12 protein-coding genes and 1 pseudogene are annotated in these 16,358 nt (G+C 50.9%); 5 read left to right on the top strand and 8 right to left on the bottom strand.

Annotated features, from left to right (window positions below; genetic code table 11):
* The first annotated feature begins 252 nt into the window (after positions 1–252).
* The gene (gene yeiG, locus LG381_RS11950; protein WP_000425475.1) at positions 253–1,089 is read left to right on the top strand and encodes an S-formylglutathione hydrolase; all 837 of its coding nucleotides are present in this window, start codon (positions 253–255) and stop codon (positions 1,087–1,089) included.
* A 31-nt stretch (positions 1,090–1,120) separates the two neighbouring features.
* Here the strand turns inward: yeiG and cirA are convergent, their stop codons facing one another.
* From cirA to yieE, 3 genes are all read right to left on the bottom strand, one after another.
* Positions 1,121–3,112, bottom strand: a complete 1,992-nt coding sequence (gene cirA, locus LG381_RS11945; RefSeq protein WP_032225696.1) for a catecholate siderophore receptor CirA — start codon at positions 3,110–3,112, stop codon at positions 1,121–1,123.
* Between the two features lie 292 nt (positions 3,113–3,404).
* Positions 3,405–4,874, bottom strand: a complete 1,470-nt coding sequence (gene lysP / locus LG381_RS11940) for a lysine-specific permease (RefSeq protein WP_000253268.1) — start codon at positions 4,872–4,874, stop codon at positions 3,405–3,407.
* Positions 4,875–5,078: 204 nt separating this feature from the next.
* Positions 5,079–5,960 carry a DNA-binding transcriptional regulator YeiE gene (gene yieE, locus LG381_RS11935; RefSeq protein WP_085460940.1) on the bottom strand — a complete coding sequence of 294 codons (882 nt, stop codon included), beginning with the start codon at positions 5,958–5,960 and terminating at the stop codon, positions 5,079–5,081.
* A gap of 98 nt (positions 5,961–6,058) precedes the next feature.
* On the opposite strand from yieE, the gene LG381_RS11930 reads away from it, so the two are divergent.
* The 3 genes and pseudogenes from LG381_RS11930 to LG381_RS11920 all read left to right on the top strand — a co-directional run bounded on the left by LG381_RS11930 (position 6,059) and on the right by LG381_RS11920 (position 9,129).
* A complete protein-coding gene (locus LG381_RS11930; protein ID WP_225762450.1) occupies positions 6,059–7,108 on the top strand; it encodes a YeiH family protein in 1,050 nt (349 codons plus the stop codon).
* A 73-nt stretch (positions 7,109–7,181) separates the two neighbouring features.
* A complete protein-coding gene (gene nfo / locus LG381_RS11925; RefSeq protein ID WP_000873880.1) occupies positions 7,182–8,039 on the top strand; it encodes a deoxyribonuclease IV in 858 nt (285 codons plus the stop codon).
* 2 nt (positions 8,040–8,041) lie between these two features.
* Positions 8,042–9,129, top strand: a pseudogene (locus LG381_RS11920) (sugar kinase).
* Positions 9,130–9,183: 54 nt separating this feature from the next.
* On the opposite strand, the gene rihB reads toward LG381_RS11920, so the two are convergent.
* Positions 9,184–10,125, bottom strand: coding sequence for a ribosylpyrimidine nucleosidase (rihB, locus tag LG381_RS11915; RefSeq protein WP_225762449.1), 942 nt, complete (start codon positions 10,123–10,125; stop codon positions 9,184–9,186).
* 128 nt (positions 10,126–10,253) lie between these two features.
* On the opposite strand from rihB, the gene LG381_RS11910 reads away from it, so the two are divergent.
* Positions 10,254–10,952 carry a transcriptional regulator YeiL gene (locus LG381_RS11910; RefSeq protein ID WP_032225701.1) on the top strand — a complete coding sequence of 233 codons (699 nt, stop codon included), beginning with the start codon at positions 10,254–10,256 and terminating at the stop codon, positions 10,950–10,952.
* Positions 10,953–11,022: 70 nt separating this feature from the next.
* Here the strand turns inward: LG381_RS11910 and LG381_RS11905 are convergent, their stop codons facing one another.
* The 4 genes from LG381_RS11905 to fruA form a co-directional block, all read right to left on the bottom strand.
* Entirely contained in the window at positions 11,023–12,273 is a 1,251-nt protein-coding gene (locus LG381_RS11905; RefSeq protein ID WP_225762448.1) for a NupC/NupG family nucleoside CNT transporter, read from the bottom strand.
* 93 nt (positions 12,274–12,366) lie between these two features.
* Positions 12,367–13,305, bottom strand: coding sequence for a pseudouridine-5'-phosphate glycosidase (gene psuG / locus LG381_RS11900; RefSeq protein WP_001292473.1), 939 nt, complete (start codon positions 13,303–13,305; stop codon positions 12,367–12,369).
* On the bottom strand, positions 13,293–14,234 hold the full coding sequence (locus LG381_RS11895) for a pseudouridine kinase (protein ID WP_225762447.1): 942 nt from the start codon (positions 14,232–14,234) through the stop codon (positions 13,293–13,295). The genes psuG and LG381_RS11895 overlap by 13 nt, the downstream gene beginning before the upstream one ends.
* 425 nt (positions 14,235–14,659) lie before the next feature.
* The gene (fruA, locus tag LG381_RS11890; RefSeq protein WP_105289951.1) at positions 14,660–16,351 is read right to left on the bottom strand and encodes a PTS fructose transporter subunit IIBC; all 1,692 of its coding nucleotides are present in this window, start codon (positions 16,349–16,351) and stop codon (positions 14,660–14,662) included.
* Positions 16,352–16,358 lie beyond the last annotated feature (7 nt).

Here is a 16,358-nt window from a genome sequence, read left to right as displayed (position 1 = left end):
TTTTCTCCTGCAGGTGTGACGCCTCCGCCCTGCGTGGGGGCAAAGTTATTAAGCTGATTAGCAGCCTGATTATTGTGCGTGAGGTGACGCACATAATCCAGTATTCACAGCGATAATTATTGTAATTGCCGCTGCCTTTCAGCCGTAGATGTTAAAACATCGTTATGCATATGCGGAAGTGAAAGTTACTCACAACACACTGAATAAACGGTATGATGAAAAAATTGCAAACAACATAACAAGGAGCCACGCATGGAAATGCTCGAAGAGCACCGCTGTTTTGAAGGCTGGCAACAACGCTGGCGGCACGACTCCAGTACCTTAAACTGTCCGATGACGTTCAGCATCTTTCTCCCACCTCCCCGCGATAACGCCCCGCCGCCGGTGCTGTACTGGCTTTCGGGATTAACCTGTAATGACGAAAATTTCACCACTAAAGCGGGTGCCCAGCGCGTAGCGGCGGAACTGGGGATTGTACTGGTAATGCCAGACACCAGCCCGCGCGGCGAACAGGTTGCCAATGATGACGGCTACGATTTAGGCCAGGGCGCAGGGTTTTATCTTAACGCTACGCAACCGCCGTGGTCGGCGCATTATCGGATGTATGATTATCTGCGTGATGAATTACCTGCGCTGATTCAGTCGCAATTTAACGTCAGCGATCGCTGCGCCATTAGCGGTCATTCAATGGGCGGTCACGGTGCGCTGATTATGGCGCTGAAAAACCCTGGCAAATACACCAGCGTTTCTGCCTTTGCGCCGATTGTGAATCCGTGCAGCGTCCCGTGGGGAATCAAAGCGTTTAGCGCCTATCTGGGCGAAGATAAAAATGACTGGGAGGAATGGGACAGTTGCGCGCTGATGTACGCCAGTAATGCGCAGGATGCGATCCCGACGCTTATTGATCAGGGTGATAGCGATCAGTTTCTTGCCGACCAACTCCAGCCTGCGGTGCTGGCAGAGGCCGCACGCCAGAAAGCGTGGCCAATGACGTTACGTATTCAGCCGGGTTATGACCACAGTTACTACTTCATTGCCTCTTTTATAGAGGATCATCTGCGCTTCCATGCGCAGCATTTACTGAAGTAAAACTTAGCCCGGTTCGCCGGGCATCTTCTCATCAGAAGCGATAATCCACCGCCATAAAGTAACGACGACCGTCTTCGTTATAGCTGTAGTCATCACGGCTGAGATCTTTATCAGTCAGGTTCAGCACGCCCGCACGCAGTTTGACGTCTTTGGTCAACTGCCAGGCTGCGCCGGTATTCCAGATCGTATAGCCACCCGGCGTTTTGGCCGTCGCGCTGTCGGCTCGTTTCTGCCCGGTATAGTGACCAGAAACATAGAATGACCAGTCTTCGAGCGCCAGCGGTTTCCAGTCCAGCGTACCGTTAGCGGTATGGAACGGCAGGTCGGAAAGTGGTTTGTTTTCGCCATTGCTGACATCACGACCATCGTTATAGGTGTAGTTGAGTGACAGTTTCCATTCATCGGCGAACGGAATTTTCAACTCAGTCTCCACGCCCTGAATCCGCGCTTTGTTAACGTTGTAGTAGCTGAATACCGGTATGCGTCGCCCGTTCGCTCCCGTTTCAAAACCGACAAAGTTCTGGTAACCCGGTGCAGCGTTAACGTCAGACGTGCGGCTGATACTAATACGATCTTTCACATCGTTGCGGAAAACAGTCACGCTGGATTCAACCCCTTCCAGCCAACCATCTTCGCCCATATAGTAAAGCCCCAGCTCCCAACTTTCGCTGGTTTCTGGTTTCAGATCCGGGCTACCCACAATCTTACATGCGCCACGGCAGGAATTGCTCGTCCAGTCAGGGCTAAGTTGCAGCAGAGAAGGCGCTTTAAAAGCTGTCGCCCAGCCACCTTTCACGGTAACGGTGTCGGTAGCGTTATAGACCAGATAGGCACGCGGGCTCCAGTGATCGCCGTAGGTTTCGTGATCGTCCATACGCACGCCGGTCGTCAGCGCCAGCGGCTCAAAGATCCGCCATTCATCTTCCACAAACAGCGCGTACTGGCTGGCAGACGTTTTGGAACTGGTGCCACCGGTCAGGTTTACTGCATCACTAAGTTTGTCGTGACGCCATTCACCGCCAACCGTGACAAACTGATTAATCGCCGTCAGCGGCAGCGTGTATTTGCCATCAACGGTATTGCTTTCAGAGGTAATTGGGCTGCTGTTGCCAGGGTTTTTGTTTTCGACTTTCTCGCCGTAGTATTTCAGTTCGCTGGTGCCGTAATCCCAGCGACCATTATGGCTGACAGAGTAGTTCTGGCGTTCCAGGCGGTTTTTGTCCAGCGAGTCGGAATCACGATCCTGACGGTCGAAACCGTAACCGGCGGTAAAATCGTGATTTTGATTCGGCGTCCAGGCAAATTCGACATTACCGTCGCGGCTGGAGAATCCTTCAATACGCGGAGTCTCTCCGGTATCGGTGGTGGTTGAGTTTTGCGGGTCATCCTTTTCACGTTTAGCCAGGCTGCCGTAGGCTTTCATTCCCAGCACACCATCAATTAATGGCCCACTGGTGAAGAACTGACCATTGTATGTGTCACCACGATCGCGATGTTCCTGAATGGTGGTATCGATCGTAACAGTGCCCGACCATTTCTGACCGATTTTTTTAGTGATGATATTGACCACGCCGCCGAGCGCATCAGAACCGTACAACGAGGACATCGGGCCACGTACCACTTCAATACGTTCAATGGAATCAACCGGGATCCAGTTCAGATCGAAGTCATTGTGACGAAAGACAGCATTGCGGGAGTTAACGCGTTTACCATCGACGAGAATCAGCGTGTAGCTGCTGTCCAGGCCACGAATACTGACGCCCTTGCGGTTATCCCCTTCGTTAGTCAGTTGTACGCCCGGCACTTCTTTGAGGACATCCTTCAGATTCTGTACTGGTTTACGCTGCAGGTCTTCCTGGGTAATGACGCTGATACTTGCAGGTGCATCTTTAAGGTTTTGTTCAACAGAAGATGCTGTGACAACCATCGTCTCGCCATCATCATCAACCGCCAACACAGGCCATGCACAAGAAATTGCGGACAAACACAGCCCGACCCGTACGAAAGGGTTCAACCTAAACATTCCATATCTCCATGAGGTAACTACGAAAATAAAATGGGTTATCGCTCACATCTTCTTCACGTCCCCTTGCGTACGGCAGCATCGCGGTGGACTTTTTTGTATGCAGGTGATCATCCCAGAAAGCTTGAACAGTCTCTGATTTGTCAGCCTTTTTTGATTTCGGCGTAACGATAATGCAAACGATAACAATTATCAATCCAAATGTTAAATTTTATATCCTCGTGTTTTATCAGGGAAATAGAATTGAAAAAGCCCTCTCAGTTGAGAGGGCTTAACAAGGAAGGGAGAAAACTTATTTCTTATCGTTCTGCGGGAACTTCATTTCGCTGTAACGCACGAAGTGGGTTCCTTTAATCAACTTGTAACCAAACCAGATGGCCAGGAACAGTGGGATACCAATATACGTTGCCGCTACGCCGCCCCAGTCAATGGTATCTTTCAGGAACGCCTCATAGTTCTGGCCCAGGGTGATGATCAGACACAGAATGAAAGCGAAGATCGGTCCCAACGGGAAGAAGCCCGAACGGTACGGCAGGTCGTTAATATCGTGTCCCTGCAATACATAGCCGCGACGGAAACGATAGTGGCTGATAGCAATCCCCAGCCAGGCGATAAAGCCTGTCATCCCGGAGGTGTTCAGCAGCCACAAATACACTGTCTGGTTACCAAACATGGAGGTCAGGAAACACAGACCGGCAATCACCGTCGTGGCATACAGCGCGTTACGCGGTACACCGCCACGCGACAGTTTGGCGAAAATACGCGGCGCTTTTCCGTCACACGCCAGGGTGTAAAGCATACGGGTAGATGCGTACATACCGGAGTTACCCGCCGACAGTACGGCTGTCAGAATGACCGCATTCATTACCGCTGCCGCAGAAAGCAGCCCCGCGTGCTGGAACACCAGCGTGAACGGGCTGACGCTGATGTCTTTCACATCGTTACGCAGCAGGCTGGGATCGGTGTACGGAATGATCAGGCTGATGATCAGAATCGCAAACACATAGAACAGCAGGATTCGCCAGAATACCTGACGCACCGCACGCGGAATATTTTTCCCAGGATCTTCAGATTCGCCCGCTGCAATACCAATCAGTTCGGTTCCCTGGAAGGAGAAGCCAACAATCATTGCCACGCCGATCATCGCCGCAAAACCACCGGCAAACGGTGCTTCACCTATCGTCCAGTTGCTCCAGCCCACAGGCTGCGCACCTTTGAAGATACCGATAATCATCATCACGCCGACGACGATAAAGATAATCACTGTCGTGACTTTGATCAGTGAGAACCAGTACTCCGCTTCACCAAAGCCTCTGACCGAAATGTAGTTCAGCAGGAAAATGACGCCAAGGAACAGCGCACTCCAGATCCAACCGGGAACATCCGGGAACCACCAGCTCATGACCAGCTGCGCAGCCACCAGGTCAACGGCGATAGTCACCGCCCAGTTGTACCAGTAGTTCCAGCCCAGCGCGAAGCCAAAGCCCTCTTCCACATAGTTCTGACCGTAAGTCGCAAACGAACCAGAAACCGGCATATACGCCGCCAGTTCGCCAAGACTGGTCATCAGGAAGTAGACCATCAGGCCAATCAAAATATACGAGAGCAGCGCCCCGCCCGGACCTGCCTGAGAAATCGTTGCGCCAGAGGCAACAAAAAGACCCGTACCGATGGAGCCGCCAATGGCAATCATCGTCAGGTGACGCGCCTTTAATTCACGGCGTAAGCCCGGCGCTTCTGTTGTTTTAGTTTCGGAAACCATACAAAAATGCTATCCATCTTAAAAATGAGGCGCGATTGTAGCAGACGATTTGCAATCCTTCCGGTAGAAATGCGCTTTTATAAGAGACCTTCATGATCGCCCAGGAATTATAAGTAAAGCAGTCTATCTCTTTTCTGGCGAATGCATGACGCTGGCGCTGCGTCACGAAATTGACACAGCACCAGCATGTTCCTGTACCGCAATTTAACGCGGCACATTAGCGGGATCGCAATAGTCCAGAAAGCGCCGTAGCGCGTTGGAAAGGTGTTTTTGCCGATGATGAATACGCCACAACGTACGCATCAGGCGCGGTAGAGGGACAGCAACTTCACTTAATGAGCCAGCCTGTAATTGATCTTCAATTACCCGTCGCGACAGGCAACTAATTCCCAACCCATGACGCACCGCATGTTTGATAGCCTCGGAGTTACCTAATTCCATCGCCATCTCAAATTTCGGTAAATGTGACAGCAACAGATAATCGACAATTTCCCGCGTGCCGGAACCGCGTTCGCGCAGGATCCACGGCGCAGCGGCCAGTTGTTCTAAGGTGACCGGACCACGAGCCAACGGCGAAGTCGGCGCGGCGAAAACCACCAGCTCGTCTTCCAGCCACGGCTCAGAAATGATTTCAGTGCTATGGCATGGCCCTTCAATAAAGCCAATATCAACGCGGAAATCCAGCACTGCCTGCATCACGTCCTGGCTGTTACCAACGCTAAGTTCAATCGGCAACTGCGGGTAATCATGGCGATAACGGGCGATAACGGCGGGCAGGATGTAATTACCAATGGTGCTACTGGCATAGACACGAATCGCGCCGTTGTCTTCGCGAAACAGTTGTTCGATTTCGACGGCCTGTTCCAGCAACGCCAGCGCACGCGGATAGAGCAGCCGCCCGTGTTCATTAACAACCAGTCTTTTCCCCACGCGATCAAACAGTTGCACGCCTAGCTGCCCTTCCAGATCGGTCAACGCCGCGCTCACTGCTGATTGCGACAACGCCAGCATCACCGACGCCTGGGTGGTGGATCCACTTTTCAATACTTCTGCAAAAACTTCCAACTGCCGGAGGGTGATGTGCATAGTCGCTTACCACTTATAAAGATTAATTATAAATATATAATCAATTTTATTTTTAAACCAATTAGTCGTAACCTTATGCCCGGATAAAGGAGAGGGTTATGACGAATATCACCTTACAGAAACAACATCGTACACTGTGGCATTTCATTCCGGGGTTAGCCCTGAGTGCAGTTATCACCGGGGTCGCCCTGTGGGGTGGTTCCATTCCCGCTGTTGCGGGTGCCGGGTTTAGTGCCCTCACTCTCGCAATCTTGTTGGGGATGGTTTTAGGCAACACAGTATATCCGCATATCTGGAAAAGCTGTGACGGCGGTGTGCTGTTTGCCAAGCAACATTTACTACGTCTGGGTATTATTCTTTACGGTTTCCGTTTGACGTTTTCACAAATTGCCGATGTCGGTATTAGTGGGATCATCATTGACGTGTTGACACTGTCCAGCACCTTCCTGCTGGCCTGCTTCCTGGGGCAGAAAGTGTTTGGCCTGGATAAGCACACCAGCTGGTTGATCGGTGCCGGTAGCAGTATTTGTGGTGCTGCGGCGGTTCTGGCGACTGAGCCGGTAGTGAAAGCGGAAGCCAGTAAAGTGACCGTGGCTGTTGCAACCGTGGTTATCTTCGGGACCGTCGCGATTTTCCTCTACCCGGCGATATATCCGCTGATGTCTCAATGGTTTAGTCCGGAAACTTTCGGTATCTACATTGGTTCTACTGTGCACGAAGTGGCGCAGGTGGTGGCGGCAGGTCATGCCATCAGCCCGGAAGCTGAGAACGCAGCAGTTATCTCCAAAATGCTGCGCGTGATGATGCTGGCTCCGTTCCTCATCCTGCTGGCGGCACGTGTTAAACAACTGTCTCCGGCTAATGGCGGCGAGAAAAGCAAAATCACCATTCCGTGGTTTGCCATCCTGTTCATCGTGGTTGCCATCTTTAACTCGTTCCACCTGTTACCGCAGAGCGTGGTGAACATGCTGGTAACGCTGGATACCTTCCTGCTGGCAATGGCGATGGCGGCGCTGGGTCTGACCACTCACGTCAGCGCGCTGAAAAAAGCCGGGGCGAAACCTCTGCTGATGGCACTGGTACTGTTTGCCTGGCTGATTGTTGGTGGTGCTGCGATTAACTATGTAATTCAAAGCGTCATCGCATAAACCACTACATCTTGCTCCTGTTAACCCGCTATCATTACCGTTTTCCTCCAGCGGGTTTAACAGGAGTCCACATATGAAATACATTGGAGCGCACGTTAGTGCTGCTGGCGGTCTGGCAAATGCCGCAATTCGCGCCGCCGAAATCGACGCTACCGCGTTTGCCTTGTTCACCAAAAATCAACGTCAGTGGCGTGCCGCACCGCTCACGACGCAAACCATCGATGAATTCAAAGCCGCCTGTGAAAAATATCACTACACGTCGGCGCAAATTCTTCCCCACGACAGTTATCTGATTAACCTCGGTCATCCGGTCGCTGAAGCTCTGGAAAAATCACGCGATGCGTTTATAGATGAAATGCAGCGTTGCGAACAACTGGGACTTTCTTTGCTCAACTTCCACCCAGGCAGCCATCTGATGCAGATTTCAGAAGAGGATTGTCTGGCGCGCATTGCCGAATCCATCAATATTGCGCTGGATAAAACACAAGGCGTGACAGCGGTGATTGAAAACACCGCCGGTCAGGGCAGCAACTTAGGGTTTAAATTCGAACATCTCGCGGCGATTATCGATGGCGTGGAAGATAAATCCCGCGTCGGCGTCTGCATTGATACCTGCCATGCTTTCGCTGCAGGGTATGATTTGCGTACTCCAGCCGAATGCGAGAAAACGTTCGCTGATTTTGCCCGTATTGTTGGCTTTAAGTATCTGCGTGGGATGCACCTTAACGATGCGAAAAGCACCTTTGGCAGCCGCGTTGACCGCCATCATAGCCTCGGTGAAGGCAATATCGGTCATGATGCGTTCCGCTGGATCATGCAGGACGACCGTTTCGACGGCATTCCGCTGATCCTTGAAACCATCAACCCGGATATCTGGGCAGAAGAGATCGCCTGGCTAAAAGCGCAACAAACTGAAAAAGCGGTAGCCTGAAGATGAATAACCGGGAAAAGGAGATCCTTGCAATTTTACGGCGTAACCCGCTGATTCAGCAGAATGAAATTGCGGACATGCTGCAAATCAGCCGTTCGCGCGTTGCGGCGCATATTATGGATTTAATGCGCAAAGGGCGGATTAAAGGCAAAGGTTACATTCTCACCGAGCAGGAATACTGCGTCGTGGTGGGGACAATCAATATGGATATTCGCGGGATGGCGGATATCCGTTACCCACAAGCGGCTTCTCATCCCGGAACGATTCATTGTTCGGCAGGCGGCGTTGGGCGCAATATCGCCCACAATCTGGCGCTGTTAGGCCGCGACGCCATTTACTCTCTGTGATTGGCAATGATTTTTATGGCGAGATGCTCTTAGAAGAGACGCGCCGTGCTGGAGTGAATGTCTCTGGCTGCGTTCGTTTACATGGTCAAAGCACATCAACGTATCTGGCAATTGCCAATCAAGACGAACAAACCGTATTGGCGATTAATGATACCCATCTGCTGGAACAGTTAACGCCGCAATTATTGAACGGGTCACGTGATTTACTTCGTCATGCGGGCGTAGTACTGGCAGATTGCAACCTGACTGCCGAGGCGCTGGAGTGGGTCTTTACCCTCGCCGATGAAATTCCGGTATTTGTCGATACCGTTTCAGAATTCAAAGCGGGCAAAATCAAACACTGGCTGGCGCATATTCACACCCTGAAACCCACTTTACCGGAGCTGGAAATTTTGTGGGAAAAGGCGATCACCAGCGATGCTGACCGTCATGCCGCAGTGAATGCGTTGCATCAGCAAGGTGTTCAGCAACTGTTTGTTTATTTGCCCGATGAATCCGTTTATTGCAGCGAAAAGGATGGCGAACAATTTTTGCTGACCGCGCCAGCGCATACGACAGTCGATAGTTTTGGTGCTGACGATGGTTTTATGGCGGGCCTGGTATATAGCTTTCTTGAAGGATACAGTTTCCGCGACAGCGCCCGTTTTGCGATGGCCTGCGCGGCAATTTCGCGCGCCAGCGGCAGCATAAATAACCCTACCCTGTCTGCTGATAACGCGCTTTCATTAGTGCCGATGGTGTAACAATGCTGCCGGATGCGACGCTTGACGCGTCTTATCCGGTCTTATTATCAACACTTAGTGGGTTTTGATGTAGCCGCGAACGCACTCTTCGACTAATCCCCAGAACCAGTCGGTATCAATAGTGATGCCGACTTTGGTATTGGCGGGCTTGCCAAGAACGCCCAGCTCGTCGCAGACGGTACGCCCGTAGCAAGGGCCGCTATTAACGTCCACTTCGACATACATTTCCTGGGTTTTAATGCCATCAGAGTTGATCAGATAACCTATGCAGGTGGCGTCATGCACCGGGCCGCCAGCCAGGCCGTAGTTTTCGAACTGGGTTTTGAGGGTGAAATTCATGATGTCGCGGAACAGTTCGCCGGCAGGGCCACCGGCCCTTTCCATCCGCGCAATCACATCCGGGGTACACACGGTCTGGTTAGTGAGATCCAGGCCCATCATCACCAACGGAACGCCGGAGGTGAATACCACGCGTGCCGCTTCTGGATCAGCAAAAATGTTGAACTCGGCAGACGGCGTGAAGTTACCTGTACCATAAGCGCCGCCCATCAGCACAATTTCACGGATTTTTGGCAGGATTGCGGGCTGCATACGCATCGCCACCGCGATGTTTGACAGCGGCCCCACCGGCACCAGAGTGATATCGCCTTCGCTTGCCATCAGGGTATCAATGATGTATTTCACCGCATGGATGCTTTCAGCCTGGCGGGTCAGCGGTTCGAACACCGGGCCATCCAGACCGGTTTCGCCATGAATATTATCGGCAACGATTTGTTTGCGCATAATTGGCTGCGGCATCCCCGCATACACCGGAACATTAATCTCCAGTTTCTGACAAACATTCAGACTATTAATTAATGTTTTATCAAGCGTCTGATTACCCGCCACAATGGTGATACCTAATAAATCAATCGCCGGATGTTTCGCGGCCATCATTATGGCAATAGCATCATCATGACCCGGATCACAATCCAGAATAATTTTCCTCTTTTCCATTGTTTATTTCCTCTGTTTCAGTTGCGTTATTTTTTGCTACAACAAAGAAATTTCCACCGGCCGATGATTGAATCTTAACAACAGCGTACGTATGCTAAATATGAGAAATCTCATAGCGGATAAACATCGTGAAAGAAATCCACAATAATGAACTTAAGCAGCAACTGATTAGTGAGTCCGCATTTAATGAGTGCTTTTTAACGGATGTTTCAGCCGATACGCGGCTGTTTCATTTTTTAGCGCGTGACTACATTGTGCAGGAAGGGCAACAGCCGTCCTGGCTATTTTACCTGACGCGAGGCCGCGCCAGGCTTTACGCCACGCTTGCCAATGGGCGCGTGTCGCTGATTGATTTCTTTGCCGCGCCCTGTTTTATTGGCGAGATTGAGTTAATCGATAAAGACCATGAACCACGTGCGGTGCAGGCTATTGAAGAGTGTTGGTGTATTGCACTCCCCATGAAACATTACCGCCCGTTGTTATTAAACGACACGCTATTTTTACGAAAACTCTGCGTCACCTTAAGTCATAAAAATTATCGCAATATTGTTTCTTTAACTCAGAATCAATCATTTCCATTAGTGAATCGCCTGGCAGCATTTATATTACTCTCGCAGGAAGGTGATCTTTATCACGAAAAGCATACGCAAGCGGCAGAGTATTTAGGCGTTTCTTATCGACACCTCTTATATGTTCTCGCACAATTCATTCACGACGGTTTATTAATTAAAAATAAGAAAGGATATCTCATTAAAAATAGAAAGAAGTTGTTGGGACTGGCGCTGGAGATGGACCCGGAGAATAAATTCTCCGGGATGATGCAGTAAAAATGATTTGCAATAGCGCGATTACCGGATGCGACGATTGATGCGTCTTATCCGGCCTACAAATCGAGCATTACGCCAGCCCAATAAAGAACCCGGCAATGGTCGCACTCATCAGGTTGGAAAGCGTCGCAGCTGCCAGCGCCCGTAAACCAAGCTGGGCGATTTCCGGCGCCCGTTTTGGCGAAATAGCCGAGAACGCCCCAACGACAACACCGATAGAACCAAAGTTAGCAAAACCACAAAGCGCAAAGGAGATAATGGCAACAGTTTTCACGTCCAGCGTGCCGCCCGTTTGCAAATATGGCGAGAAACTCAGGTAAGCGACAAATTCGTTAATCGCCAGTTTCTGCCCAATCAGGCTACCCGCAAGGTTGGCATCACTCCAGTCCACGCCCATGATCCACGCCAGCGGTGCCAGTACATAGCCAAAAATACTTTCCAGAGAGGCATTGGCAAAACCAAACCAACCGCCAATTCCACCGATAATGCCGTTGAACAGCGCAATAATCGCCACAAACGCCATCACCACCGTCGCCACACCTGCGGCTATTTTCAGTCCGGTCATCGCACCATTCGCCGCTGCTTCGATAAAGCTTTTTGGCGGCGTTTCGCTGAACGACAGATTTTCAAATGTCACCTGCGAAGGCTCGGTTGCCGGGCTAAGAATACGTGCAAACAAAATACCGCCAGGGATCGCCATCAGCGATGCCGCTAACAGATAGTCAATTGGCACGCCCATTCCGGCGTAACCAATCATCATCGAACCGGCAATAGACGCCATGCCGCTACAAATTGCGGTAAACAACTCGTTGCGATTCATACGATCAATAAACGGTTTTACGATCGCCGGGATCTCGTTTTGCCCAAGGAAAATGGTGGTGACCGCGACAAAAGATTCTATTTTGCTGATGTTGAGGGCTTTCTGGAAAATACTGCCAAGAATGCGAATCAGGAGTCCCATCACGCCAATGTAGTACAGCAGACTGATGAGCGCAGTAACGAAAATAATCGCCGGAAGTACGCGAAAGGCGAAGATAAAGCCCGCGCCATCAAACAGGACATCCATTTTCGGCCCCACCAGAGAGCCAAAAATAAAGGCGCTACCCGCATCGCTGTAGGACATCACTTTATGGACGCCCAATGCCGCCTGCTCTACAGCCCATTTTCCCGGTGGGAAGTAGAGCATAATGCCGCCAATGGCGATTTGCAGCAGCAGCGCGGCTCCAACCGTGCGCAAACTGATGCTCTTTTTATTCACTGACAACACAAACGCTATTGCCAGTAACACCACCATCCCCACAACACTTCTCATTATATCCATAATGATTTTCCCTTCATGCCCGTAAACCCGGCGCCAGCGCCAGGTTTCGGTTTGTATGATGAGTACGGGCGACGGCTTTCTGCCCGTCAGAAATTAACCCGCGAGACGCTGGTATTCTTTGGCAATTTCGCTCGCCAGAATGGCGTTGTTAAACACCAACTGGATGTTGGATTTCAGGCTGTCGCCACCGGTCAGTTCTGCAACGCGTGCCAGCAGGAACGGCGTGCTTTCTTTACCGATTACACCTTGCTCTTCAGCTTCGGCAACTGCCTGATCAATTGCAGCGTTAATACTTTCTTCCGGCATCGCAAACTGTTCCGGAATTGGGTTTGCCACCACCAGGCCACCGTTCAGACCGCTTTGCCATTTCACCGCCATCGCACGGGCAATTTCGCTGGCGCTGTCGAGACGGATGCTGACTTCAAACGGGCTGGTGCGGCAGAAAAACGCTGGTAATGCTTTGGTCTGATAGCCAATTAACGGCACACCGAAAGTTTCTAAATATTCGGTGGTTAAGCCTAAATCGAGAATAGATTTTGCTCCGGCACAAACTACGGTGACATTAGTGTGCGCCAGTTCCTGTAAATCGGCGGAAATATCGAAGGTATTTTCCGCCCCGCGATGAACACCGCCAATACCGCCAGTGGCAAATACTTTAATTCCGGCAAGCGCCGCAATAATCATGGTGGAAGCCACGGTGGTTGCGCCATTTTTTCCGGCGGCAACAACAAAAGGTAAATCGCGACGGCTAACTTTCGTTACGTTATGTCCTTCACGACCCAGCAATTCAATTTCTTCTTTGCTTAAGCCCACTTTCATCACGCCGCCAATAATAGCGATAGTGGCTGGTACAGCGCCCTGCTTACGAATTGTTTCTTCAACTTCAATTGCGGTCTGGGCATTTTGCGGGAACGGCATCCCGTGAGAAATAATGGTCGATTCCAGCGCCACAACCGGTTTTTTGTTTTTTAAAGCGTCCTGTACTTCCGGGGAAATTTGTAATAATTCAGGGGAAATTTTTAATTCAGACATTCTGCGTTCTCCACTAACGATATAACGTTGGCAATCGATAAATCAGGGTTATTGGTGTATTCACAGGAGAGCGCCATTGACGAACATCCCTGTGCAAAACGAACAGATTCGGCAAACGGCATCCCGTCTACCCAACACGAAGCAAGTCCCGCCATCATGGCATCGCCCGCTCCGGTAACATTAATGACATTGGTTTTAATCGGTGCAGACCAGCCGCTTTCGCCGCTGATATCGCTGTAATAAACGCCGTCGCCACCCATGCTCAGTACCAGTCGGTTCAGGCCATGTTGATGGAACCAGGCGGCAACCTTTGCTACATCTTCACGCCCGGAAAGCGCAATCCCGCTCAGGGTTTCCGCTTCAAGACGGTTTGGCTTCAGGGTATGAATTTGACTTAATCGCTCGCGTACTTTGACGCATTTCCAGGCCGAAACCGGATCGACAAATACCGGTACGCCAGCGGCATTATCCAGAATCCAGACCAATGTCTCTTCACTGATATTACAGTCTGCGACAATGACCTTTGCCCCCTGAATAAATTCACGGTGCTGTGCGAGATATTCCGCTGAAATACAGTTACTAATATTCATGTCATTTATAGCAACCAGCATTTCACCGGTATTATCGAGTAATGATAAATAACTCGACGTATTTTCTCCCGGCACAATCAGGCATTTATCGATATAAACGCCAGATTGATTGGTTTGCGTTAGCAGCGATTGACCATAAAAATCACTGCCTACTGCGCTCAGTAGCCAGGCTTTGTTACCCAGCAACGCCAGGTTTTGTGCAATATTGCGCCCTACTCCACCGGGAGTAAATTTTATTTTCCCTGGATTGGAATCCGCATAATTTAATGATTCATGTGAATATCCGGCGACATCAATATTCGCCGAACCTATAATTACGACATAATCCTTTTCGCGCATAGCACGTCCTCTGGTAAAAAATTACCAACCCTTTCAATCCACAAGAATAGAGATAACTGCAAAGACAGTTTAAACATGTGTTCATATTTAAACATGTGCTCATAGTATGCATGTTTTACTTAAAGTAAATTACCGCCAGAGGGGCAAAATGAGCAGATTTGAACAGGCTCACAAAACGCTATTATTGGCGGTTTTAGAAAAAGCGAAGAAATTGTGAAGTGATGCACAGAATGGAAACAATAAAAAAGGGCAGAAATTAATCTGCCCTTGAGGAAATAACGTTACTGTTTGATGAGAGTGTCAGCTTTCTATTGGAAAATAAAACCATTCAAAATCATAGAATTGCCGTCAACAATTTATCACTCACTTTGCACTCATCAAATGATACAGGGCAGAAAATTTCTGCCCCTGTAGTTCACGTTTTATTATGCTGCTTTCGCCATAACGTCCGCTTCCGGACGTTTCAGGAAGGCATAAGCCAAACCCGCCACCAGCGTACCAGCAATAATTGCCACCAGGTAACCCAGTACCGGCGTAATGGCGCCTGGGATCAGCAGAACAAACAGACCACCGTGCGGTGCCATCAATTTCGCACCAATCGCCATTGAGATTGCACCAGTCAGCGCCCCACCCACGATACAGCACGGCAGCACTCGCATCGGATCACGGGCGGCAAACGGAATTGCACCTTCCGAAATAAAGCACAGACCAAGAACCAGAGCTGCTTTGCCGCCTTCTTGCTGCGCTTTGTCGAATTTGCGACGCGCCACCATTGTTGCCAGCCCCATTGCCAGCGGAGGCACCATACCTGCCGCCATAATCGCCGCCATCGGGCCATAGGTTTGAGTACTCAGCAGACCCACACCGAATGCATACGCTGCTTTGTTTACCGGACCGCCCATGTCAGTACACATCATGCCACCGAGGATCGCGCCCAGCAGAACCGCATTCGCAGTACCCATGGTTTGCAGCCAGTGAGTCAGGCTTTCGAGGATGCCAGCAACCGGTTTACCGATCAGGTAGATCATCGCCAGACCGACCACCAGACTGGAAATCAGCGGAATGATCAGAATCGGTTTCAGCGCCTCCATACTCTGTGGCAGTTTCAGTTGCGTACTGATTAACTTCGCGATGTAACCCGCCAGGAAGCCCGCAATGATCCCGCCAATGAAGCCAGAACCTGTGCTGACCGCCAGCATACCGCCAATCAGACCCGGCGTGAGACCCGGACGATCGGCAATGGAGAAGGCAATGTAACCCGCCAGTACCGGCACCATCAGCGCAAAGGCTGAACCACCGCCAATCTGCATCAGCGCCGCCGCCAGCGTCCCCTGCTCTTTAAACGCTTCGATACCAAAAGCAAAGGAAAGCGCGATACACAGCCCCCCCGCAACCACCATTGGCAGCATGTAGGAAACGCCCGTCAGCAGGTGACGATACGCGCCTGCACTCTCTTTCTTACCTTCAGTGGTCGCCGTTTGAGCTTTACCCGCCGGTTCGTAAGGCGTCGCTTCAGCAACCGCTTTATCCAGCTCCTGAGCCGTTTTCTTCAGCGCCAGACCGGTAGAGGTGCGATACATTGGTTTACCGGCAAATTTCGCCAGATCCACTTCGATATCTGCTGCCACAATCACCAGATCCGCTGCTGCCACTTCTTCAGGCGTGATCGCGTTACCCGCACCAACGGAGCCACGGGTTTCAACTTTCACCCACCAGCCACGTTTTTTCGCTTCGGTTTCAATGGCTTCAGCCGCCATAAAGGTGTGTGCTACGCCAGTTGGGCAAGCAGTCACCGCAACCACGCGTTTCGGGCCACTGGCGACAACCGGTGCTGTCGCAGCGACCGGCGCAGTGTAAGGCTTTGCATGGCCTTTGGCTTCACTCAGGAATAGCTCAGGATGCGCGACTGCGCGGGAAATATCGCCCAGCCAGACATTTTTACCGTTCAGCGCGCTGTCGTTCGGGATGGAATCACCCAGAACAATCGCCATTTCAGCGTCGTTCGGATTGTCGATGATTTCCAGTTTTGCTTTTCGCGCCGCCGCGCCCAGCAGGGTCTTCGCCATATAGGCGCGTGCCTGACCGAGATTAGCGTCAATAATCAGCAGCGTTTTCATTATGCCT

The sequence above is a fragment of the Escherichia sp. Marseille-Q3837 genome (assembly GCF_916618735.1).
GTDB lineage: Bacteria > Pseudomonadota > Gammaproteobacteria > Enterobacterales > Enterobacteriaceae > Escherichia > Escherichia ruysiae.
The sequence above is the reverse complement of the archived record's forward strand: the minus strand, read 5'-3'. Positions and strand labels throughout refer to the sequence as shown.